Raw genomic sequence first — 21,561 nt, 5'->3', positions numbered from 1 at the left:
CAAGGACAGAAGCTGTCCGCGAGGGTTCCTATCGTCGGCTCCACAGTCATCCGGCGAGCAGTCACCGGCGAGCAGAGGTGGGAACCATGAACAGCACCGTGGACGTCGAGAGCGGCCCCGAGGCCGGCACCGTCACTGAGGCCGGCACTGTCACTGAGGCCGGCACCGTCACCGACCCGAACACAGTCAGCGAGGCGGGCAGCGCCGTCGAGGGCGGGACCGTCAGCGAGAAGGAGGACCTGCTCGCGACGCTGGCGAAGCACCGGCACTTCCTGCGCTACACCGTCCGTGACCTGACCGACGAACAGGCTGCCCGGCGCACCACCGTCAGCGCGCTGTGCCTCGGCGGGCTGATCAAGCATGTCACCGCGGTCGAGCGGTCCTGGGTCGACTTCATCCTCGGCGGAGACCAGCAGGCGGACGCCGAGAGCTGGATGAAGCAGCACCAGATGCTGATGGGCGACACCCTGACCGACCTGCTCGCCGACTACGAGGCCACGGCCGAGCGGACCACGGAGGTTGTCGGGTCGCTGCCCGATCTCGGTGTGACCCGGCCGCTGCCCGAGGCCCCGTGGTTCGAGCCCGGGGCGCGCTGGTCGATGCGGCGCGTCCTGCTCCACCTCATCGCCGAGACGTCGCAGCACGCCGGCCACGCGGACATCATCCGCGAGAGCCTCGACGGCAGCCGCACCATGGGCTGAGCGGAGCCGAGCGGGCCGCCGCCCCCGGGCGGCGCCCGGTCACTCGGCGAGTTCCGGTAGGGGTGCCGACGCCGAGCGTCCCGGCGCCGGGGTCCGTTTCGGGAGCCGTCACGGTCGCACTGGAGTACTTCCATCTGACGTTGACGTCAGATAGGTGGGGCCTCGCGACGGCCGGGTGGCGGGTGGCGAGGCGTCGCGCGGGCGACACGGGTGGAGGTCCCGTCGCCCTCAATTTGGCGGTAACGTCACTACCGTGAAAGTGGGGTCAGTGACGCGCACCTACCAGCAGCGACGGCGGGCCGAGTCGGCGGACGCGAACACCGAGCGCATCCTCGCCGCGGGCGCCGAGCTGTTCGGGGAGCGCCCGTTCGACCAGATCACTCTCGCCGCGGTCGCCGAGCGAGCCGAGGTCGGCGTCCAGACCGTCATCCGGCGGGTCGGTACGAAGGACGGGCTCGTCCGCGCCGTCAACGCCTGGCTGGTCCCGCAGATCGAGGGGGCCCGGGGCGAGCCGGACGTCTCCGACCCGGCGGTGGTCGCCGAGCGCCTGGCCCGCCAGTACGAGCGGTGGGGGCAGGTGACCGACCGCGCCATCCGCCAGCAGGACGTCTCCCCGGCACTGGCGGAGGCCGCGGCCGCCGGCCGGCAGGCCCACCGGGCCTGGACGGCCGCCGCGTTCGCTGCCGAGCTCGACCGCCGGCCTCCGGCCGACCGGCACGACCTGCTCGGCCGGCTCACGGCCGTGTGCGGCGTCGAGCTCTGGCTCGTGCTCCGCAACGACGAGGGGCTCTCCGTCGAGGCCACCCGCGCGGCGGTCGCCGACCTCATCGCGGCCTGCCTGGGCGGCCCGGGCTCCAGCCTGGCCGGTCCGGACTCGTCCACCACTCCCTAGGCCACCACTCCCTGGCCCGCCGGTCCCCAGCTCGCCCCGGCCTCTCGCCGTCGAGATCCGCATCCACCCCATCCCCCCGCGTCGTCTCCCGAGATCCCACATCCCGCGTTCTCCGCCGGTGCCTCCAGCTCCAGGCGGCGGTCCGCCCTGCCCAAGGAGTGCCCACATGGCCCGCTACCTCGTCTACTGCACGACCGCTCCCGGTCACCTGTTTCCGCTGGTCCCAGGCCTGCGCGCCCTGCGCGACCGGGGGCACGAGATCCACCTGCGCATCGGCGCGCGGCTGGTGGACGGCCCGTGGGCCGACGGCCTGAACGTCGCGCCGACCGACCCGCGCATCGACGAGATCGAGGTGAAGGCGGACGCGAGCGGCACCGGCCCGGCCCAGCTCCGACGGGCGCTGGCCGGGCTGATGTCGCGCGGCCCCCTGGAGCGGGCCGACCTCGAACGGGCCGTCGCCCAGGTGGACCCGGACGTGATCCTCGTCGACACCAACGCCTACGGCGCCGCGATCGCCGCGCGGGCGTCCGGGCGGCCGTGGGGGATCGTGCTGCCGTCCCTTGTCGCCCTGCCGGGCAAGGGAATCCCCCCGTACGGCCTGGGCCTCGCGCCGGGACGGGGGCCGCTCGGCCGGCTGCGCGACCGGGTGGTGTGGCCGCTGGTCATCCGCCAGTTCGGCGCGGCGATGCTGCCCCCGCTCAACGCCATGCGGGCGGACGCCGCCCTCCCGCCGCTGACCAGCCCGATCGACTACTTCCTGGAGGCCGACCGGCTTCTGGTGCTGACCGGCGACCCGCTGGAGTACCCGCGCTCGGACGCGCCGGAGCATGTCCGCTTCGTCGGCGCCCAGATCTACGACCCGCCCGGCGAGGCACCGGCCTGGCTCGCCGAGGACGGCGACCCCTGGGTGCTCGTCACCACCTCGACCGACTACCAGGGCGACGAACGCCTCGCCGTGGCCGCCGTCGAGGCCCTGCGTGACGAGCCGGTCCGCGTGGTGATCACCCTGGCGGACGCCTACGGGCACGTCGAGCTGCCGGCCGCGGCGAACGTCCGGGTCGAGCGGTTCGTGCCGCACGGCCCGGTGCTCGAGCGCGCCGCCGCCGTCATCTGCCACAGCGGGATGGGCATCGTGCACAAGGCCATCGCCGCCGGTGTGCCCGTCGTCGCCGTGCCGTTCGGGCGGGATCAGCCCGAGGTCGCGCGCCGGGTCGTGGAGGCCGGCGCAGGCGTCATGCTGCCGGCCAGGCGGCTGACCGCGGAGCGGCTGCGGGACGCGCTGCGCACCGCGATGAGCAGGCGCGCCGGGGCGCTGAACGCCGCACGCCGGATCAGGGCGAGCGGCGGCGGCGAGAGCTTCGCCACCGAGGCAGAGGGCCTCGCGGCCGCGCCGCGGCCCGCCGCCGCACGGCCCGCCGCCTGACGGGGAGGGTGGTCCGCGCCGAGATCAGGGCGCTCGGCGCTGACTACCATTGTCGCCATGACCCGACTCGGAGCCTCCGTCGACCATGTCACCGCGCTGCTCGGCGGGGCCGACCTGGCGTCCGACGCCTCCGTGCGTGAGCTGCTGGAGCAGACCACCGAACGTCGCGGCCTCGACCTCTCCGACCTCGCCCCCGCCGAGCAGGCGGCCCTGATCGCCGAGCGCTCGCAGGACCTGCAGCCCTCACCGGAGGCGCTGGCGGCCCGCATCGGCGACGCGGCGGCCCGGTCGCGTCCCTTCGTGGCGAAGTTCGGCATCGACCCGACCGGCGCCGAGGTCCACCTCGGCCACGCGGTGCCGATGCTGCTCCTGAGCCGGTTCGCGCGGATGGGGCACCGCGTCGTGTTCATCGTCGGTGACATCACCGCCAAGATCGGCGACCCGTCCGGCCGGTCGGACGAGCGCCCGGCGCTCACCGACGAGGACATCGCCCGCAACCTGACCACCTACCGGGCCCAGGTCACCCCGTTCTTCGACTTCGAACGGGCCGAGTTCCGCCGCAACGGCGACTGGCTGCGCGAGGTGAGGCTGCCGCGGCTGCTGGAGATCGTCTCGCGCATCCCGGTGTCGATGTCGCTGCAGCGGGAGGACTTCCGGCGTCGCCTCGACGCCGGCCACGGGCTCTCCCTGGCCGAGCTGCTGTACTCGGTGGTGATGGCGCTGGACTCGGTCGAGGTCGACAGCGACCTGGAGATCGGTGGCATCGACCAGTTCCTGAACATGCAGATGTGCCGCAAGGTCATGGAGATCTGTGGCCAGACCCCGGAGATCGTCGTGGCCACCTCGCTGATCGAGGGGACCGACGGCACCGGCGCCAAGATGAGCAAGAGCCGCGGCAACTACGTCCCGCTGACGGCCGCGCCCGGTGAGATCTTCGGGAAGATCATGTCCGTGCCGGACAGGCTCGTCGAGCCGTACTTCCGCGCGCTCAGCGAGTGGCGCGACTCCGAACTCGCCGTCCTGGCCGCCCGGCGCGAGGCCGGCACGGCGCACCCGATGGACCTCAAGAAGATCCTCGCCGGCGAGGTGACGGCGGCGATCCACGGGGTGGACGCCGCGATGACGGCCCGGGCCGAGTTCGTCGCGCGGTTCTCCCGCCGCACCTTCGCCGAGGTCGACGACCTGCCGGTGCTCTCCGATCTCGGCGCAACCGTCGCCGACGCGGTGCGGGGGCTCGGGTTCGCGAAGAGCAACGGCGACGTCCGCCGGGTCGCGGAGCAGAACGGGCTGCGGCTGGTGGTCGAGTCCGAGGAGGGCCAGACCCAGGTGCCGCTCACGCCGGACGACGTCCGGGAGCCGCTGTCCGCCGTCCTCAAGGACAGGCTCGACGGCCGGCCCGGTGCCGTGTATCTCAAGGTCGGCCGCAAGCTGGCGCGGATCGAGCCTGCCGGCTGACGGCACCCGCCGCGCGGGCACCGGTCGCACGGCGTCGGTGTCAGAGGTCCTGAGCCTCCGTGCGGGCGGTCTCCGCCGGCGGTGAGCCGGGGTGCGCCGCCGGGGTCTCGGGCGGTGCCGGTTCCGGTGGCGGAGTGGTCCGCGGGGGCGTCTCCGGCGGGGGTGCGGTGGTCCTGGGCAGGTCCTCCGGCGTTGCTGGCGGGGGCGGGTCGGTGGCCATGGGTGATCCCGGCGTCGGGTGCGGCTGCGCTGGTGGGGGGTTCGTCGCGCCCGAGCCCTGCGACGGGAACGGCCAGGACGGACCCGGACCCGGACCCGGCGCCTGCGGCACGGCCGGTGGGCGTTGTGTCCCGGGTGTGGCCGGTTGGCCGCCGCTCCCGCCGGACTGCGGGGCGGCCGGCGCCTGAACCGGGCCGCCGGCCGGTCCCCGGCCCGTTCCCGGATCCTGGCCCGTGCCCGGCAGGCCCTGCTCCAGTCCGCCCGCGACGCCGCCGATGGTGCCTCCGGTCGCTTCGCCGGGCATCCCCGCGGACGTGCCGCCCGCCGCGCCGTCCGCCAGGCCGTCCGACGTGCCACCCGGCGTGCCGGCGGATGTCCCGGCGCCGCGGCCGTCGGTGGTGCGCCGGCTGCCCGCCGACTGCCGCTCGGCCGACCGCCGTTCCGCCACGCCCCCGGCGGTCGGCGTGGGCGGCGGGCTCGACGGCGCCCGCGGGGCCTGCGCGCCGTCGCCCCAGCTCGGGAGCAGCTCCCACGGGGTGAGGACGCTGCGCGCCGGCGTCATCGCGACGACCGTGGCGGTGGCCAGCACGGACGCCGCGACCACCAGCCCCCGCACCGGGCGGCGGGCCGGCTCCGTGGGACGGTCCACCACGGCCGGATGCCGCAGCCGCTGGCTGATCTCGGCGATCACCGGCACGGGCAGCCAGCTGGGCGGGCGGGGGCTGGCCCCGAGCTGGGCGTGACAGCGGCCCAGGATCTCGGCCGGCGTCGGCCGCCGCTGCGGCGCCTTGGCCAGGCACGACTCGATCAGCGCGCGCAGGTCGCCGTCCACGCCGGTCAGCTCCGGCTCCCCCCGGACCACGCGATAGATCACATCGGCGGTGTTGCCCTCGCCGAAGGCGTTGCGCCCGGTCGCGGCGAAGGCGAGCACCGACCCGAGGGCGAACACGTCGGAGGCCGCGTCCACCCGTTCGCCGCGGGCCTGCTCGGGCGACATGTACGGCGGCGATCCGATGACCTTCCCGGTGGTGGTGCTGCCCGCGTGGTCGGCTGCCCGCGCGATCCCGAAGTCGATCACGCGGGGCCCGTCGATCGCCAGCAGCACGTTCGCCGGCTTCAGGTCACGGTGCACGACCCCCGCGCCGTGGATGGCGACGAGCGCCTCCGTCACCCCGGCGGCCAGCCGGAGCAGGCTGGACGGCGGCAGCGGGCCGTTGCGCAGCACGCTGTCGCGCAGCGTCGGGCCGTGGATGTAGGCGGTGGCGAGCCACGGGCGGTCCGCGGCGACGTCCGCGGCGATCAGCGGCGCGGTGAACAGGCTGTTCACCCGGCCCATCGCGGCGACCTCCCGCTCGAAACGACGCCGGAACTCGCTGTCGGACGCCATGTCGGCGCGGATGACCTTCACCGCGACCGGCCGCTGCCCCGGGGAGTGGCCCAGATACACCGCGCCCATGCCGCCGGAGCCCAGCCGGCCGCGCAGCCGGAACGGCCCGACCTCCCGAGGGTCGTCGGCGCTGAGCGGGGCGAGGAAGTCGTCGGCCGGCCCGCCGCTGGAACGCTGGGAGGGAACCCTGCCGGGGGACGCGTGGGGTGGGCGTGATCCGGGCGGCGCGCCGCTGGTGCGCGGCGGCCACGGCCCGACCGGCGGCGGCTGCGACGGGACGTCCGCCCCGGGCGGGGCTATCCGGGTCTCGCGCTCCGCCTCCAGGATCGCCGCGAGCTCGTGCCACCGCGCCACCCAGGAGCCGACGTCCCCACCGCAGGCGGACACGAAGGCACACAGGACGTCCAGCGCCGGCAGCGACCCGCCGCTGGCGGCGCCGGCCAGGATCTCCGCCGGCATTCCGCTGCGTCGCGCCAGGGTCCGGTACGAGGGATTTCCCGCCCCGCACCGCGCCGCGCGAAGATCGCGCCCGAACGCGCCGACCGGGCCGGTTGACGGGGTCGTCGTACTCTTCCGTGCTCGCACAGTGCGTCGGTCCTCCTCCGGGGCGCGGGCGCGGGTGACCGGACGGCCGGTGGCGCTGGCGGGATCCTGCCAGTGTGCATACTCCACGTCGCCAACTGGACACGTAGCGAAGCTGGCGAGTTTCCGACAGGGGTGCGGCGCGCATCACGACCCGCTCGGCGCGCGCGGACCCGCTCGGCGCGGGGCGGATCCGCCCGGCGGGACGCGCGGACACGCACGGCGGGATCGAGGTGAGCGCGAGGCCCGTGCCCGGGGAGGATGACCGGCGTGCCCGCTGACCCCGACGCCCACGCCCACGCGGTGCCGGCGGGACGGGCCGGCCGGCGGGAGTGGACCGGGCTGGCCGTCCTCGCGCTGCCCACGCTGCTGCTGTCGCTGGACCTGAGCGTTCTCTACCTCGCGCTGCCCGGCCTCACCGAGGACCTGCGGCCCAGCGCCACGCAGCTGCTGTGGATCACCGACAGCTACGGCTTCCTGATCGCCGGCTTCCTGGTGACCATGGGAACCCTCGGCGACCGCGTGGGCCGGCGCCGCCTCCTGCTCGCCGGCGCGGTCGCGTTCGCGCTGACGTCCGTGCTGGCGGCCTGGGCGACGAGCCCGACGATGCTGATCGCCGCGCGGGCCCTGCTCGGGATCGCCGGTGCCACGCTCATGCCGTCCACCCTCGCGCTGATCAGCAACATGTTCACCGACGAACGGCAGCGGTCCACCGCGGTCGCCGTCTGGATGAGCTGCTTCCTCGCCGGGATGGCGGCCGGCCCGGTGCTCGGCGGCCTGCTGCTGGAGTACTTCTGGTGGGGTTCGGTGTTCCTGCTCGGCGTACCGGTCATGGCGCTGCTGGTCGTGACGGCGCCCGTGCTGCTGCCCGAGTACCGGCACCCGGGGGAGGGCCGCCTCGACCTGGTCAGCGCGACGATGTCGCTGCTCGCCGTCCTCGCGGTCGTCAACGGGCTCAAGGAGACGGCGGCGGGTGGTCCGGGCCCGGGTGCCGGCGGGTCGGTCGCGGTCGGGCTGCTGGTCGGCTGGCTGTTCATCCGCCGCCAGCGCGGCCGGGCCGACCCGTTCGTGGACATCGGCCTGTTCGCGAACCGGTCGTTCACGGCCGCGCTCGGGCTCATCCTGTTCGGCGCGTTCGTCATGGGCGGGATCAACCTGTTCGTGACGCAGTACCTGCAGCTGGTCGCGGGACTCACCCCGCTGCGGGCCGGCCTGTGGCTGGCGCCGGCGACGCTGGCCGTCATCGGCACGAGCCTGGCCGCCCCGGTGGCGGCGCGGTGGATCGGCGCGGGGCGGGTGGTCGCCGCCGGGCTGGGGGTGAGCGCCGTCGGCCTCGCGATCCTCACCCGGGCCGGCGATGGCGGGCTGATCCTGCTGGGGTTCGGGTTCGTCCTGGTCTTCCTGGGTGTCGGGCCGCTGGGCGTGCTCGGCACCGATCTGGTGGTCGGATCAGCGCCGCCCGCGCGGGCCGGGTCGGCGGCATCGCTGTCGGAGACGGGCAGCGAGCTGGGCGTGGCCCTCGGGGTGGCGCTGCTCGGCAGCCTGGGCACGGCCGTCTACCGGCACCGCCTCGCCGCGGCGATCGACAGCGGGAGCCCGGCCGGGGGAGCGGGTCGGTCGGCACCGGCCGGGCCGGCCGATGCCGACCGTGAAAGCCTCGCCGGTGCGGTACGGGCGGCGCGATCACTCGCCGACGGCGGAACCGCGGTGCTGGAGCCGGCCCGCGACGCGTTCACCGCCGGCCTGCACACCGTCGCCGCGGTGGGATGCGCGCTGGCGGTTCTGTTCGCGGTGCTCTCGGTCCTCCTCTTCCGCAGCGGCGCGGTGGGTGGCATGACGGCGAGCGACTCGACAACGGGTGACGTCACAGCCGCTGAACAGACCATCGGAATGAATTCCGATGAAGAGGACGGAGCTGCGGACGGACGGGGCGACGCGGCGTTCTGAAGGACACTTCGTAACCCGCATGGGCGGAACACGGCCGCGTGTTCTGTTTGTCCGGTCCTGGCGACGGATGTCGTCATAACCGAGTGGCGGCAGGTACGGGGCGGTCCGCGGGTGGCGGAACGGTCAGCTGCGAGCAGTATGGCCGGTATGGCGATCTTCGCGGTAAGATGACGCGTCCTGATTGGCTGGTAAGCCAGCCGCGCATTGCGGGAAGCCCGTCGCATCTCGTCCGGGCCGCCTGGCCCGGACGTCTTGTCAGCCTCACCGGCCGGGATCTCCCTGCTTCCGACTCCTGGAGTCCGGCCTGCGTAACTGGCATCCAGCGGCGGGCCGCTTGTGGCGTGACTGTGACGCGCTATGATCCGGAGTATCAGGATATTCCGACGCCTCGCTAGGTCGTCGCCGCCGGAAGGTCCCGGGCCTACTGGGGGGTTCTGGCAGTGTTCTCCGCTCGGCACGATCCAGGAACGCGGACCGACTCGCCCGGCATCTTCTCGGGCTGAGTGCGTGCCGGCGCCGTCCCGCGTGATCGAGGTGGCACATGCGGGAGCCCGCGTACAGCGGAAACGCGAAGAGTCGACGGGCGACGGGCGGTACCGGGGCGTGAGCCGCGCTGCCTGCACGGCCGGTGCAACCAAAGGGATCGGAAGCAACGAAGCCTGGGTGAGATCGGTAGGCCGCCTGTGGGCGCGACTGCTGCGCCGAGCCGGCCTGGATCCGGAGGCGGCCGTTGCCGAGATCGGGCCAGGGTTTTCGGCGAAGGTTGCCTTCGGCTTGTCTGACCTCGGGTTCCGGGGCACTGTGATCCTCGTCGAACCGAATGAGGAGGCTGGCGCGTGGGCGGCCGCGGAATATCGCCGGCTTCTTCCGGACGCCGAGATCCGCGTGATGAGTGAACAGGTCCCGGACGCGGGAGCGCTGGCCGGACAGAACACGGATTTCCTGGTCGCGAACCACGTGATCGACGACCTGCTTCTCGACACCTACATCGAGGCGGACGAGCGGGCGAGTATCTTCGGCAGGATGGGTCCCGGATCGGCCTGCTCGAGTACGTTCGTCCAGGCCTGGCACCGGATGCTGGCCACTGACACCCTGAGTGAAACGCTGTCCGAGCAGGTCGCAGCGAATCTCAGTCACTATGTGGAGCTGGTCCGGCCACGCTGCCTCTTCCTGAACGACTACCCGAGCTGGCGCCATCGACAGCACGGCCTGGAACCCATCAGTAAGGTCAGTCGCCAGACGATGGATCGCCTGCGGTATGAGCTTGTGAACTCGCGAGCGGACACGGCGCTTCTTCGTCGCCCACCCGGCGGTCGCGGGTTCTCCTGGCTTGTATCGCCGAGCTGACCCAGCCGACCAGTGAGGGAACCATTATGGGACGTCTGAATATCAGATCGATACATACAATCTTTCGTGACTACTTTCGGATCGACGAGGCGTGGGTCAGCTACGAGCTGCCCGACGGGGAGATGTCGGGTGTTGTGCGGCGGCTCAGCTTCGAACGCGGCGATTCCTGCGCGGCAGTCGTCGTCGACGAGATCGCCGGTAAGGCGATCATGGTGAGGCAGTTTCGCTTCCCCACTGTCGCCCAGGGGCCCGGCTGGATTCTGGAGCTGGTGGCAGGAACCCTCGAGGACGGTGAGTCCCCGGAATCCTGCATCCGTCGTGAGATAGAAGAGGAACTCGGCTTCGAAGCCCTTTCCCTGAGCCATCTCAGAACGTTCTACACCTCGCCAGGGGGCTCCTCCGAGCGAGTCCATCTGTTCCACGCCGTCGTCAGCGCCGGTTCGCGGGTGGGCCCGGGGTGCGGAGTCTCCGAGGAGCAGGAGGATGTAGAGGCGGTCGAGATCGCCCTGACGGACGTACCGATGCTGCTTGCTGGTGGTGACGTTCTCGATGCAAAGACAATCATAGGTCTGTCGTGGCTCGCGGGCTCGCCTGCTGTTGGAAGGAACGGCTAATGTCGCTTTCCGTGAACACCAAGAAGTGCTTTGTCGTCATGCCGTTCGGTGAGAAGGCGGGGCCAGACGGTTCGTTAATCGATTTCGACAACGTCTACCGGGACGTCATCAGGGAGCCGGTCGAGTCGCTGGGCTTCAAGGTGGTGAGGGCCGACGAGATCGAGCGGCCCGGCTCGATCCACAGCGACATGTTCCGGCACATCGCGATGGACGATCTGGCGATCGTGGACATCACGACGGGAAACCCCAACGTCCTCTACGAGCTTGGCGTTCGACATGCCCTGAGGCCGTCATTGACGATCATAATCAAGCGGCGTGGCACAAAAATTCCCTTCAATTTTGCGGGAGAGCGTGTCATCGACTATCCGAGCGTAAGGGGCAGCTACGCGGACAGTCGAGAGGAGATTCGAAGGTACATTGAGAACGGGCTGAAGAAAAGTGAGACAGACAGTCCGATCTTCAATTTTCTGCAGGATGCCAGGAAGGATTGGAAGCGGGAGCGGATTACTTCGCGAGATGAATACCGCTATCGGACCGTGAGCTCGCCGAAGAAGAAGATCAGTGTGATCACCGGTGACATTCGTGACTGGCGTGGTATCGATGTCTGGGTGAACTCGGAGAACACCAACATGCAGATGGCGCGGTTCTTCGACCGTTCGCTGTCTGCGATGATCCGATATGAGGGCGCGGTCAAGGACGCGAGCGATGAAGTTGTCGAGGACACGATCGCCGGCGAGCTGACCGCGCTCCTCGGAGGTCGGGAGACGGTGACCGCGGGTGCGGTGTACGTCACCGGCTCGGGTGCTCTCGCCGCAACCCGTGGCGTGAAGAAAATCTTCCACGCGGCGAGCACCCAGGGCGTTCCGGGGAGCGGATACCAGATGATTCAGAATGTCGAGAGATGTGTGACCGCATCGATGCGGCGTATCGACGAGCAGTTCGCTGACGCAGGACTGAGGAGCATCGTCTTCCCGATGATGGGAACAGGGGAGGGTGGCGGCGACGTCTACGCCACCGCACCGCGTCTGATACAGACGGCCGTTGCCTATCTGGCCTTCAACCCAGACAGTGTTGTCGAGAAGGTCTACTTCTCGGCTTGGAACCGCCGTGACCTCGAGGCCTGCCTGAACGCCCTGACGGATGCGGTCGAGGTGGAGCCCATCGGCTGAACTAGTAGTCGCCGGCCTTGATCCTCTCCCAGGCGTCGAGGGCCGCGCCGCGGTAGTCCAGCGTGGGAATCCCCGCCCTCGCGCACCACTCGTGCACGGCGTGATGGTTCATCTCGGCCGGGACATAGCGGATCCTTTTCCGTTCACGCGCGAACGCGGTCAACTCGTCGGCGGTGTGCCACCCGCCGCCGACGGCGACCATCTCGTGACTGAGGTCCAGCAGGAGTGTGAGTGTCGGCGAGTAGCACCCGTCATCGGTCAACCCCCCCCACCGCCGGTCACGAACGAAGAAGCTGCTCTGGCACAGAGGCGACACCCGGTGGGTGGCGTGGAATCTCATCGCGATGGACGAGTGAAGGCCAGCGGTCTCAAAGCCCTGAGCGCGGGCGATGCGGTAGGCGCAGGCTATGCCCTCCTGACCCCCGGTACGCAGCAGAGTGCCGCTGAGCACGAGGGTGTCGGCCGGAGAGAAATCAAGCAGAAGATGGGCGACCGCATCTTCCGTGTGCTCTCGCTGTTCATATCCGAGTTCCGCGTACCCGGCAAGATAAAGCACGTACTTGCTCTTGCGCCGGACTGCCTGGACAATCTCGTCGCGGGCGCTTACCGGCCAGTATCTGGGATCGAAGCCAAGCCGTGGGTCGGTGGAGCCTCCTCCGCCGGTCCGGTGCGCTGGGCCCGGCCCGCGGGTGTTCATGCAGCTGCCGCCAGACTCAGCCATCCCTACTCGCCGCCCGCCTCGTTGCGCACGCTCCCAGGATCCATCGGTGAGACCGCCCCGATCCGGACATGAATCACCACGATGATCAATCGTGGTGAAAGCAAGTGTAAAGGACGGGAGTGCGGGAGGGCGCGCGACGCCGGGCAACGCGCGTTGAGTGAGAACGCGTGGAGTGCGGCGATCTGCGAGGCGACAACCTGGGCGCCGGAACTCCGTGCGGCACTCTGCCGGCATCCCGTCCGGCGGCGGTGCTGAGAGTTTTTCCCGCGCGGCGCCGGAGTCTGCGGCCTCCTATCTCGAGACGCTCTCGGGGGCGGCGGGGTCCTGCGTGGTTTCCGGGACCGGGCCCGCGTTTCCGGCCGGCGGACCGGAATTCCCGGGGAGCGGCGTGTCCGTCACCGTTGAACCGGTCGGGGCAGGCGAGAAGAAAGACCTGGTGGAGGACGGCGTGGACGTCCCGTTCACGCCGCTCACCGGAGCGCGCGCGGCAGGGCGCCGACCGGCGCGCAGGCCCCGTTGCGTGCGCCCCCAGGGCTTGAGCGTGGACAGGAACGTGGCGGTAATGAACATCGCGTTCATCAGGCAGGCACCCGCGATGATCGCGACTGTGGGTCCGCTGTAGTGGACGTTTCCGTCCGCTGTGGCATGGCCGGCTCGAACGATCATGGTGCGCATGAAGGCGGCCGCGAAGATGACCGCGACGACCGTGATCGCCAGCTTGGTCACGACCCACTTGTGGTGCAGGAGACCCCATCGGGTGCGCAGCGAGATCAGGATCCCCGTCGCGAGGGTGAGTAGCGCCAGCGGAATGTTGAGGGCTCGATCGAACACGTGCATGAGCTCATAGGCCGGATGCCGGATGTCGCTGTCGAGAGACGCCGTGATGGCGAGCGCGAGCTGGCCCAGTGCGACGCCGTTCCACCCGACGCTCACCAGGACGTGTGCGGTTAGCAGAAGCTGACGGGCGACCCGCCGCTGTCTGCGCGGTCTCGCCGGGGGCCTGGCGGTTGTGATCGCGGTGGCAGTCATGCCGGCGACTCCGGAGGTCGGACGGATCAGGCCAGAAGTGCTATAGCGCAGCGGTGGCGCCGCCGTAACTCGCCGGCTACCCCGGACGAACGGAAATCACAATACATGGCACGACAGGGCTAGATACCAACCTTTCGAGGTCTGGTCCGGATCGTGCCAGGAAGGCCGGTATTCGAATAGGGAATCGCTCGCCAACACGAATCCGCAGGTCGGAGGCCCGGACGCGGATCGGGGGTTGTCGTCGGCGAGCGCCGCCCGCTGGCAGGTTCCCTCATCGGCAACTTGAGCTTGGTTACTCACTGTCACCCGAGTCTTGGGTGTGTTGGACCATGTACGGTCTGACAGAGCGGGTGAATGCGGTTGAGGTGTCTTCGGTACGCGGGTCCGGGCTTGTCGATCGTCACGCTGCGTGAGAATTGTGGCGCGGCTCTCCTGTTTCGCCCGGGCCGTCCAGCGGCCGGAGCGCGCCCACTGCGGCGGACGGGCCACGGCCGCGTCGCGACCGCGGTGATCGTCCCCGGGCCCGCCCGCCCGCCGGGCGCATACCGCGGTGGCCTGTCGGCCGCCGACAGCAGGCTTCATGTGACAACTCGACACGAGCAGGGGGTGCGGACCGGATGGCCAGACCGACGGGACTCTCAGGGAGCGGGCGCGAGCGGAGTGCCGCGTGTTCGCCGCCGTAGTCGCCCACCTTGTCCTCGCCGCGGTCCTGCCCGCGCTGACCGACCGGCTGGGCCGCACGGCCTTCCTGCTCGCGGCCGCCGCGCCGGCAGCCACGTTCGGCTGGCTGGTGGTCCGGATACCGGCCGTACTCGACGCGGCCACGGCCGCGCCGTCCGCGCTGGCCACACCAGCCGCGACTGGTGTGGCTGCCACGACGGCCGCCGTCGGAGGGCACGGCGCCCCCGCCGGTGACCTGCTGGTCGAGACTCTCACCTGGGCGCCGACCGTCGAGCTGGAGATCGTGTTCCGGCTCGCCCCGCTGGCACTGCTGATGGCGCTGCTCGTCACCGGCGTCGGCGCGGCGGTGCTGGTCTACTCGTTCGCCTACCACGCGCCGCACGCGGCCGACGGCGGCGTGCCCGTGCCGGGCTCGGCGGGGCCGGGCCGGGCGAGCGCCGCGCTGCTCGCGTTCGCGGGCGCGATGCTGGGGCTGGTCCTGGCCGACGACCTGTTCACGCTCTACCTCTTCTGGGAGCTCACCACCGTCTTCTCCTTCCTGCTGATCGGGCAGGACGGCGTGAGCGCCCCCGGCCGGCGGTCCGCCGTCCAGGCGTTGCTGATCACCAGCGTCGGGGGCCTGGCGATGCTGTTCGGCTTCGTCCTGCTGGGGCAGGCAGCGGGCACCTACCGGATCTCGCGGATTGTGGCGGCGCCGCCGTCCGGCGCGGTGGTCACCGCGGCGCTGGTGCTCGTCCTGCTGGGCGCGGCTACGAAGTCGGCCCAGATCCCGTTCCACTCCTGGCTGCCGGCCGCCATGGTCGCGCCCACCCCGGTCAGCGCGTACCTGCACGCCGCGGCGATGGTGAAGGCCGGGGTGTTCCTCGTGGCGACGCTGACCCCGGCCTTCGCCGGCGTGGTGGGCTGGCAGGTACCGGCGGTGGCCCTCGGCGCGGCGACGATGCTGCTCGGCGGCCTGCGCGCGCTGGTGCAGACCGACCTCAAACGGCTGCTCGCCTTCGGTACCGTCAGCCAGCTCGGGTTCCTCACCGCGCTGGTCGGGTTCGGGTCGCGCACCGCGGCGCTGGCCGGCGCCACGCTGATCCTCGCGCACGGGCTGTTCAAGGCCGCGCTGTTCATGGTCGTCGGCATCGTCGACCACCAGGCCGGGACCCGTGACCTGCGGGACCTGTCCGGCCTGTGGCGAAGCGTCCCGGTGGTGTGCGGGGGAGCCGTCCTCGCCGCCGCCTCGATGGTCGGGCTGCCGCCCTTCCTGGGCTACCTGGGCAAGGAGGCCGCCTTCGAGGCGCTCGTCCACGGCGGGGCCGGCGAGCTGGCGCTGCTCGCCGTGTTCGCGGCGGGCTCCTGCCTGACCACCGGGTACGCGCTGCGGTTCCTGTGGGGTGCGTTCGGCGCGCGGCCGGGCGCGCCGCCGAGCGCGGTCGCCCGTCCGGCGGCGGTGTTCGTGGCGCCGGTGGTGGTGCTGGCCCTCGCCGGACTCGGCCTCGGGATCGCGCACCGGGGCGTCGACCGGCTCGTCGCCGCCTACGCCGACGGCTTCCCCGCCGGCGCCGCGCGCTACCACCTCGCGCTCTGGCACGGGCCGGGCTGGCCGATCGCGCTGTCCGCCGTCGCGGTCGCCGGGGGCGTGCTGGTCTTCGCCGCGGCGGCGGGGCCTCCGCGGCGGCTGTCGCCGCGCCTGCCCGATCTCCTGGACGCGCAGCGCGGCTACGAGCGCGCCGTGCGGGCACTGGACTGGTCGGCGGTCGCGGTCACCGGCCGGCTGCAGACCGGCTCGCTGCCGGCGTACCTCGGCGTCATCCTGCTCACGGTGCTCGCGGTGCCGGGCACCGCGCTGGTCACCGGGACCTCCTGGCCCGACGACCTGCCCTGGTGGGACTACCGCATCCAGCTCCCGCTCGCGGTGGGCATCCTGCTCGCCTCGCTGGCGGTCGTCCGCGCCCGCAGCAGGCTCACCGCGACGCTGCTGCTCGGCGCGGTCGGATACGGGATCGGCGCGCTGTTCGTCGTCGACGGCGCGCCCGACCTCGCGCTGGCCCAGTTCCTCGTCGAGACCCTGTCGCTGATCGTTTTCGTCTTCGTGCTGCGGCGGATGCCGGTCCGGTTCTCGACGGCCGACCGTTCGTCGCCGCTGCGGCTGCCGCGGATCGCCGTCGCCGTCGCCGTCGGGGTTTTCGTGGCCGGGTTCGCGATCGTGACCAGCGGCTCGCGCGCCGGGATGGCGCAGCCGAGCCGGGAGTTCATCGCACGCTCGCCCGGCGAGACCGGGGCGACGAACGTGGTGAACGCCATCCTGGTCGACTTCCGGGCGTTCGACACCCTCGGCGAGATCGCGGTGCTCGCGGTGGCCGCGCTCGGCGTGGCCTCGCTGCTGCTGCTCGTCCGCACCCCGCAGGGGCGCACGATCGACCAGCTGCTCGGCCCGGCGGACCGACGGGCCGAGGAGCCGGTGCGGGCACGGTCGGTCCTGCTGGAGGTCACGACCCGGGCGGTGTTCCCGGTGGTGCTCGTGTTCTCGCTGTACCTGCTCTTCGCCGGCCACACCAGGACGGGGGGCGGCTTCTCCGGCGGGCTCGTCGCCGGCCTGGCGTTCGTCCTGCGTTATGTGGCGGGACGGCGCCGGCGGGTGGGCGCGGCCGTCCCGGTGGTGCCGACCGCGGTGATCGGCACCGGGCTGGTGACCGCGGCGGCCGCGGGGCTCGCGCCCGCGCTGCTCGGCGATCCCGTCCTGGAGAGCTATGTGTTCAAGGGTGATCTGCCGATCCTGGGTCACGTCGAGCTGGTGACGAGCCTGTTCTTCGACGTCGGGGTCTACCTGCTGATCATCGGCGTGGTGCTCGAGCTGCTGCGCACGCTCGGCACCGCCGTCGACAAGGAGGCCGACGCCGAGATCGAGGCGGGCCGCGAGCGCGTGGACGAGATCGCATGAGCCCGGTGAACCTGACCTCGGCCCTGATGGTCGGCGGCCTCTACACGGCCGGGACCTACCTCCTCCTGCAACGCTCGCTCATGCGCGTGCTCATCGGGCTCGTCCTGCTCGGGCACGGCACGAACCTGCTCCTGCTGCTCGTCGGCGGGGAGAGCGGCCAGCCGCCCATGGTCGGCTCGGCCCGGCCCGAGGACATGTCGGACCCGCTCCCGCAGGGCATGGCGCTGACCTCGATCGTCATCACCTTCGCGCTGACGACCTTCCTGCTCGCGCTCGCGTACCGGGCGTGGACCCTGCTCGGGGACGACGAGGTGCGCGACGACATCGAGGACGCCCGCATCAGCCGCCTGGAGCCCGGCGGATCGGCACATCCCGAGCAGTCGGGACCGCCCGGGGCAGCGGGACAGCCCGACGGGGACGACGGAGCGGGACAACTCGGCGGGGGACCGGCCGACGGGGCCGAACAGTCCGACCGGGAGGACCGGGAGCCGCCGCGCGAACCGGGTGAGCTCGCCGTGCCCGGCCTGCTCGAGCGGTGCGACGCCTACGGACGGCACCCGTGAGCGTCCTGGCGGTTCTCCCGGTCGTGGTGCCCCTGCTCGCCGCCGGCGCCGTGCTCGTCCTGCGCGGCCGGGTGCGGGCGCAGCGGATCCTCGCGCTCCTGGTGGTCGCGGGTGTCGTCGCCGACGCGGTGGCGATCGTCGTGATCGCCGACACCGACGGTCCGCTGGTCGCGAACCTGGGCGGATGGCCGGCGCCGATCGGCATCACGCTGGTCGCGGACCGGCTCTCCGGCCTGCTGCTGCTCACCTCGGCCGTCGTCACCTTCGCGGTGCTCGCCTACGCGATCGGCCAGGGCGTCACGGAGGACACTCGCCGCGGCAACAGCTCGATCTTCCAGTCGGTGTACCTGGTCCTGGTCGCCGGTGTGGCGCTCGCGTATCTCACCGGCGACCTGTTCAACCTGTTCGTCGCGTTCGAGGTCATGCTGGTCTCGTCCTACGTGCTGATCACGCTCGACACCACCGCGGGGCGCATCCGCGCCGGCATGACCTACGTGATCGTCAGCATGACGTCGTCCCTGCTGTTCCTCACGATGCTGGCGCTGGTCTACGCGGCGACCGGGACGATGAACCTCGCCGACCTGTCGGGGCGGGTCGGCGAGCTGCCGGAGGGCCTGGCCGGGGCGCTCGGCCTGCTGGCCCTGGTCGTCTTCGGTATCAAGGCGGCGGCCGTCCCGCTGCACTTCTGGCTGCCGGACAGCTACCCGACGGCACCGGCACCGGTCACGGCCGTCCTCGCCGCCCTGCTGACCAAGGTCGGCGTGTACGCGCTGCTGCGGACGCACACCCTGGTGTTCGCGCATGACGGGGTGTGGGTGCTGCTGCTGGTCGCCGCGGTGGTCACGCTGCTCGTCGGCGCCCTCGGCGCGCTCGCCCAGGACAACCTGAACCGGATGCTGTCGTACCTGCTGGTGAGCCACATCGGCTACATGCTGTTCGGCCTGTCGCTGTTCACCGTGATCGGCCTCACCGGCGTGATCATCTATATGGTGCACCACATCGTGGCGCAGGCCGCGCTGTTCCTGGCCAGCGGACTGATCACCCGGTACGCCGGGACGTCGGTGCCGCGGCGCATGGGCGGGCTGGCGGCCGCCGTGCCGGCGACGGCGGTGCTCTTCGCGCTGCCGGCGCTCAGCCTCGCGGGCATCCCCCCGTTCTCCGGCTTCGTCGCGAAGCTGACCCTGCTCGAGGCCGGGTCCGGGGTCGGCACCTGGCCGGTTTACGCCGCGGTCGCCGCCGGCCTGGCCACCAGCCTGCTGACGCTCTACGCGATGGCCCGGGTATGGACGCTGGCCTTCTGGGGATCGCGCCGGGCGAGCGTGCCCGATCCGGAGCCCGCGGACGACCTGGTGGTCGGGACGGAGCGGGTGAACCGCCCGATGATCCTGGCGACCGGTGGGATCGTCGCCGTCGGGCTGGCCGCCGCGGTGTTCGCCGGCCCGCTGGCCGCGCTGAGCCAGCGGGCCGCGGACGACCTGCTCGAGCCGTCGGGCTACGTGGAGTCCGTGCTTCCGGGCGCCGTCCCGGTGGGGCTCCCGCGGGCCGTTCCGGCAGGGGCTGGCCGATGAGCCGCCGGAGCGCCGGGCCCGAGCCGGCCACCCGCGTGTTCCGTCGGCCCGGCCGGTTGCTGTGGCTGTGGGCGGTGTGGATGCTGCTGTGGGGCCGGCCCACCCCGCTGGCCGCGCTCAGCGGGCTGCTCGTGGCGGCCGTGGTGCTCGCCGCCTTCCCGCTCCGCCCGGTCGCCCCGGGGGCACGGTTCCGGCCGCTGCCGGCGCTCGCCCTGCTCGGCCACCTCGTCGCCGACCTCGTCCCGTCCGCGGTGGCGGTGGCCTGGCAGATGATCCGGTACGGCCCGCGGACGCGCTCGGCGATCGTCGCCGTGCCCCTGGGCGCGACGTCGGAGGTGGTGTCGACGCTGACCGCGAACGCCGTCTCGCTCGCGCCCGGCGCGTTCGTGCTGGAGATCGACCACGAGGCCGGTGAGCTGTACGTCTACGCGCTCGCCGCCGGCGACGAGCAGGCGGCCGACCGTACCCGCGCGGCTGTGCTCGGCCTGCAGCGCCGGGTGCTGGCCGCCTTCGGCGCCGCAGCGGCCGTCCCCGCGCCCGGCCGTCGCCGTCGCGGCGCGCGCGCCGGCACAGATGACGCCGAGGTACCCGACCGGGAGGCACGGTGATGACCACCGTCTACACGATCACGTTCGTCCTGCTCGCCGTGGCCGGGCTGCTCACCCTGGCCAGGGCACTGGCCGGGCCCACCAACCTGGACCGCATCGTCGCCCTCGACGTTCTGGTGATCCTCATCGTCGCGGGTGTCACGGTAGAGATCGGGATGCGCAACGAGGGCTGGAACATCGCGCTCGTCGCGGTCGTCGCGCTGCTGGGCTTCCTCGGGTCGCTGACCGCGGCCCGACTGGTCGAGCGGCGTGGGACAACCCGCTGATGGCCCGCCAGGTGATCTCCGCGGTGCTGCTGCTGACCGGCGCGCTGTTCTGCCTGCTCGGCGCCTGGGGCCTGCTGCGGTTCCCGGACGTCCCCTCCCGGCTGCAGGCGGCCACCAAGCCCCAGACGGTCGGCCTGGTGTCGATCCTGCTCGGCAGCGCCGTCCAGCTCGCGCCCCGCCACGCCGCCGGGCTGCTGCTCGTCGCGCTGCTGCAGCTCGTCACGGCGCCCGTGATCGCCCAGCGGGTCGGCCGGGCGGCCTACCGCACCGGCCGGTTCCGCCACGACCTGCTGGTCGTGGACGAGCTGGCCCGGCGCCGGGGCGGAGTCGCCAGCCCAGGCCAGGCCGCCGAACACCGGTGACACCCGGCCAGCCCGACCGGCCAGCCGGGCGGCCGGGCGGCCGGGCGGCCCGGCCAGCCGGCGGCTCAGGTCGGCTGCGGCCCGCCCGGTTCGCTCTGTTCGGCGAGGAAGCGCTCCAGCGCCGCGCCGAGCTCCTCGCCGGTCGGCAGCGGTTCGGAGTCGTCGACCACCGGCAGGTGCTCGCCCTCGCGGCCGCGGTGGAACGCGTCGTACTGCTCCTCGATCGCTTTGACCACGTCGGCGGCCTCGCCGCCGCGCGCGATCTGGCTGTCGACCTCGCCCCGCACCTCCAACGCGGCGGAACGCAGCCCGTCCAGCGGCAGGAGCAGCCCCGTGGACTTCGAGACCGAGCTGAGCAGCGCCTCGGTCGCGGCCGGATAGGTGGCCTGGGCGAGGTAGTGCGGGACGTGCGCGGCGAAGCCCATCGCATCGGCCCCGGACCGGCCGATCTCGTACTCGAGCAGGTGCCCGGCGCTGCCGGGTACCGACAGCCGCCGGACCCACGGCTCGTACCCGACGAGCAGTTCCTTGCGTGTCGCGTGCGCGGTGACCCCGCACGGACGGGTGTGCGGCACGGCCATGGGGATCGCGTTCAGCCCGACCGACATGCGGACGCCCAGCTCCGCCATGACCGCCTGGACGGCCTTGGTGAAGCGCTTCCAGTGCAGGTCCGGCTCGGGGCCGCAGAGCAGCAGGAAGGGCGTACCGGCCTCGTCGTGGAGCAGCTCGATGGCCAGGACGGGATCGTCGTAGCTTTCCCAGTGGTCCTCGTAGAAGACCATGGGCGGGCGCCGGGAGCGGTAGTCCATGAGCTGGTCGACGTCGAAGGTGACGATCCGCTCGTGCTGCAGCGCCGTCGTCAGGTGCTCGCTGGCGAGCCCGACAGCGCCACCCGCGTCGACGACCCCGGTCATCGCCTCGATCAGTACCGGGCGGCCGAGGTCGTCCAGGTCGCTCCTGATCTCGTAGAGCTCTCTGGGGTCAAGCATCGGTCGTGCCCTCCCTCACCGATCTGGTCCGCGGCGGTCCGCGGTGACACCCTGGCACTAGGAAGTCGCCGTGGCGGTCCCGCATTCCGACTCCGCCGGGGCAGCTCCG

Annotated in this window: 18 protein-coding genes; 14 read left to right on the top strand and 4 right to left on the bottom strand. The window is 72.1% G+C overall.

All coding sequences use genetic code 11. The features are described 5' to 3' along the window. The first annotated feature begins 86 nt into the window (after positions 1-86). From FRANEAN1_RS25700 to tyrS, 4 genes are all read left to right on the top strand, one after another. Positions 87-701, top strand: coding sequence for a DinB family protein (locus tag FRANEAN1_RS25700; RefSeq protein ID WP_020462696.1), 615 nt, complete (start codon positions 87-89; stop codon positions 699-701). A gap of 268 nt (positions 702-969) precedes the next feature. Continuing rightward, positions 970-1,593, top strand: coding sequence for a TetR/AcrR family transcriptional regulator (locus FRANEAN1_RS25695; protein WP_020462695.1), 624 nt, complete (start codon positions 970-972; stop codon positions 1,591-1,593). Between the two features lie 166 nt (positions 1,594-1,759). Then, the gene (locus FRANEAN1_RS25690) at positions 1,760-3,016 is read left to right on the top strand and encodes a nucleotide disphospho-sugar-binding domain-containing protein (RefSeq protein WP_020462694.1); all 1,257 of its coding nucleotides are present in this window, start codon (positions 1,760-1,762) and stop codon (positions 3,014-3,016) included. Between the two features lie 57 nt (positions 3,017-3,073). Next, a complete protein-coding gene (gene tyrS / locus FRANEAN1_RS25685; protein WP_020462693.1) occupies positions 3,074-4,471 on the top strand; it encodes a tyrosine--tRNA ligase in 1,398 nt (465 codons plus the stop codon). Positions 4,472-4,511: 40 nt separating this feature from the next. On the opposite strand, the gene FRANEAN1_RS37435 is transcribed toward tyrS, so the two are convergent. Then, positions 4,512-6,662, bottom strand: coding sequence for a serine/threonine-protein kinase (locus tag FRANEAN1_RS37435; protein ID WP_020462692.1), 2,151 nt, complete (start codon positions 6,660-6,662; stop codon positions 4,512-4,514). 267 nt (positions 6,663-6,929) lie between these two features. Here FRANEAN1_RS37435 and FRANEAN1_RS25675 point away from each other — a divergent pair, with 267 nt between their 5' ends. The 4 genes from FRANEAN1_RS25675 (at position 6,930) to FRANEAN1_RS37430 (ending at position 11,736) form a co-directional block, all read left to right on the top strand. Further along, positions 6,930-8,606: an MFS transporter gene (locus FRANEAN1_RS25675; protein ID WP_020462691.1), complete on the top strand. Its 1,677-nt coding sequence runs from the start codon at positions 6,930-6,932 to the stop codon at positions 8,604-8,606. 603 nt (positions 8,607-9,209) lie between these two features. Next, a complete protein-coding gene (locus FRANEAN1_RS25670; protein WP_157472800.1) occupies positions 9,210-9,953 on the top strand; it encodes a hypothetical protein in 744 nt (247 codons plus the stop codon). A 26-nt stretch (positions 9,954-9,979) separates the two neighbouring features. Beyond that, a complete protein-coding gene (locus FRANEAN1_RS25665; RefSeq protein ID WP_020462689.1) occupies positions 9,980-10,567 on the top strand; it encodes an NUDIX hydrolase in 588 nt (195 codons plus the stop codon). Then, positions 10,567-11,736 carry a macro domain-containing protein gene (locus FRANEAN1_RS37430; RefSeq protein WP_020462688.1) on the top strand — a complete coding sequence of 390 codons (1,170 nt, stop codon included), beginning with the start codon at positions 10,567-10,569 and terminating at the stop codon, positions 11,734-11,736. The genes FRANEAN1_RS25665 and FRANEAN1_RS37430 overlap by 1 nt, the downstream gene beginning before the upstream one ends. A gap of 1 nt (position 11,737) precedes the next feature. On the opposite strand, the gene FRANEAN1_RS25650 is transcribed toward FRANEAN1_RS37430, so the two are convergent. Further along, a complete protein-coding gene (locus FRANEAN1_RS25650; protein WP_157472799.1) occupies positions 11,738-12,433 on the bottom strand; it encodes a hypothetical protein in 696 nt (231 codons plus the stop codon). Between the two features lie 315 nt (positions 12,434-12,748). Then, the gene (locus FRANEAN1_RS25645; RefSeq protein WP_347176756.1) at positions 12,749-13,390 is read right to left on the bottom strand and encodes a hypothetical protein; all 642 of its coding nucleotides are present in this window, start codon (positions 13,388-13,390) and stop codon (positions 12,749-12,751) included. Between the two features lie 763 nt (positions 13,391-14,153). Between FRANEAN1_RS25645 and mbhE the strand changes: the two genes are divergently transcribed. The 6 genes from mbhE to mnhG are packed head-to-tail and all read left to right on the top strand — an operon-like array spanning position 14,154 to position 20,463. After that, positions 14,154-17,096, top strand: a complete 2,943-nt coding sequence (gene mbhE / locus FRANEAN1_RS25640) for a hydrogen gas-evolving membrane-bound hydrogenase subunit E (protein ID WP_020462685.1) — start codon at positions 14,154-14,156, stop codon at positions 17,094-17,096. Beyond that, positions 17,093-17,659: a Na(+)/H(+) antiporter subunit C gene (locus FRANEAN1_RS25635; RefSeq protein ID WP_020462684.1), complete on the top strand. Its 567-nt coding sequence runs from the start codon at positions 17,093-17,095 to the stop codon at positions 17,657-17,659. The genes mbhE and FRANEAN1_RS25635 overlap by 4 nt, the downstream gene beginning before the upstream one ends. Continuing rightward, the gene (locus tag FRANEAN1_RS25630; RefSeq protein WP_020462683.1) at positions 17,656-19,227 is read left to right on the top strand and encodes a Na+/H+ antiporter subunit D; all 1,572 of its coding nucleotides are present in this window, start codon (positions 17,656-17,658) and stop codon (positions 19,225-19,227) included. The genes FRANEAN1_RS25635 and FRANEAN1_RS25630 overlap by 4 nt, the downstream gene beginning before the upstream one ends. Then, complete coding sequence (locus FRANEAN1_RS25625) at positions 19,224-19,835, top strand: Na+/H+ antiporter subunit E (protein ID WP_020462682.1); 612 nt, start codon at positions 19,224-19,226, stop codon at positions 19,833-19,835. Before FRANEAN1_RS25630 ends, FRANEAN1_RS25625 begins: the two co-directional genes overlap by 4 nt. Then, a complete protein-coding gene (locus tag FRANEAN1_RS25620; RefSeq protein WP_020462681.1) occupies positions 19,835-20,101 on the top strand; it encodes a monovalent cation/H+ antiporter complex subunit F in 267 nt (88 codons plus the stop codon). The genes FRANEAN1_RS25625 and FRANEAN1_RS25620 overlap by 1 nt, the downstream gene beginning before the upstream one ends. Further along, positions 20,101-20,463 (top strand): monovalent cation/H(+) antiporter subunit G, encoded by a 363-nt coding sequence (mnhG, locus tag FRANEAN1_RS25615; protein WP_018500178.1) that lies wholly within the window; start codon positions 20,101-20,103, stop codon positions 20,461-20,463. Before FRANEAN1_RS25620 ends, mnhG begins: the two co-directional genes overlap by 1 nt. A 65-nt stretch (positions 20,464-20,528) precedes the next feature. Here the strand turns inward: mnhG and FRANEAN1_RS25610 are convergent, their stop codons facing one another. Beyond that, positions 20,529-21,452 (bottom strand): PAC2 family protein, encoded by a 924-nt coding sequence (locus tag FRANEAN1_RS25610; RefSeq protein ID WP_020462680.1) that lies wholly within the window; start codon positions 21,450-21,452, stop codon positions 20,529-20,531. Between the last annotated feature and the right edge of the window lie 109 nt (positions 21,453-21,561).

Origin of the sequence: Parafrankia sp. EAN1pec (assembly GCF_000018005.1) — a bacterium.
Classification (GTDB): Bacteria; Actinomycetota; Actinomycetes; order Frankiales; family Frankiaceae; genus Parafrankia; species Parafrankia soli.
This window is presented reverse-complemented; position numbering and strand designations above follow the sequence as displayed.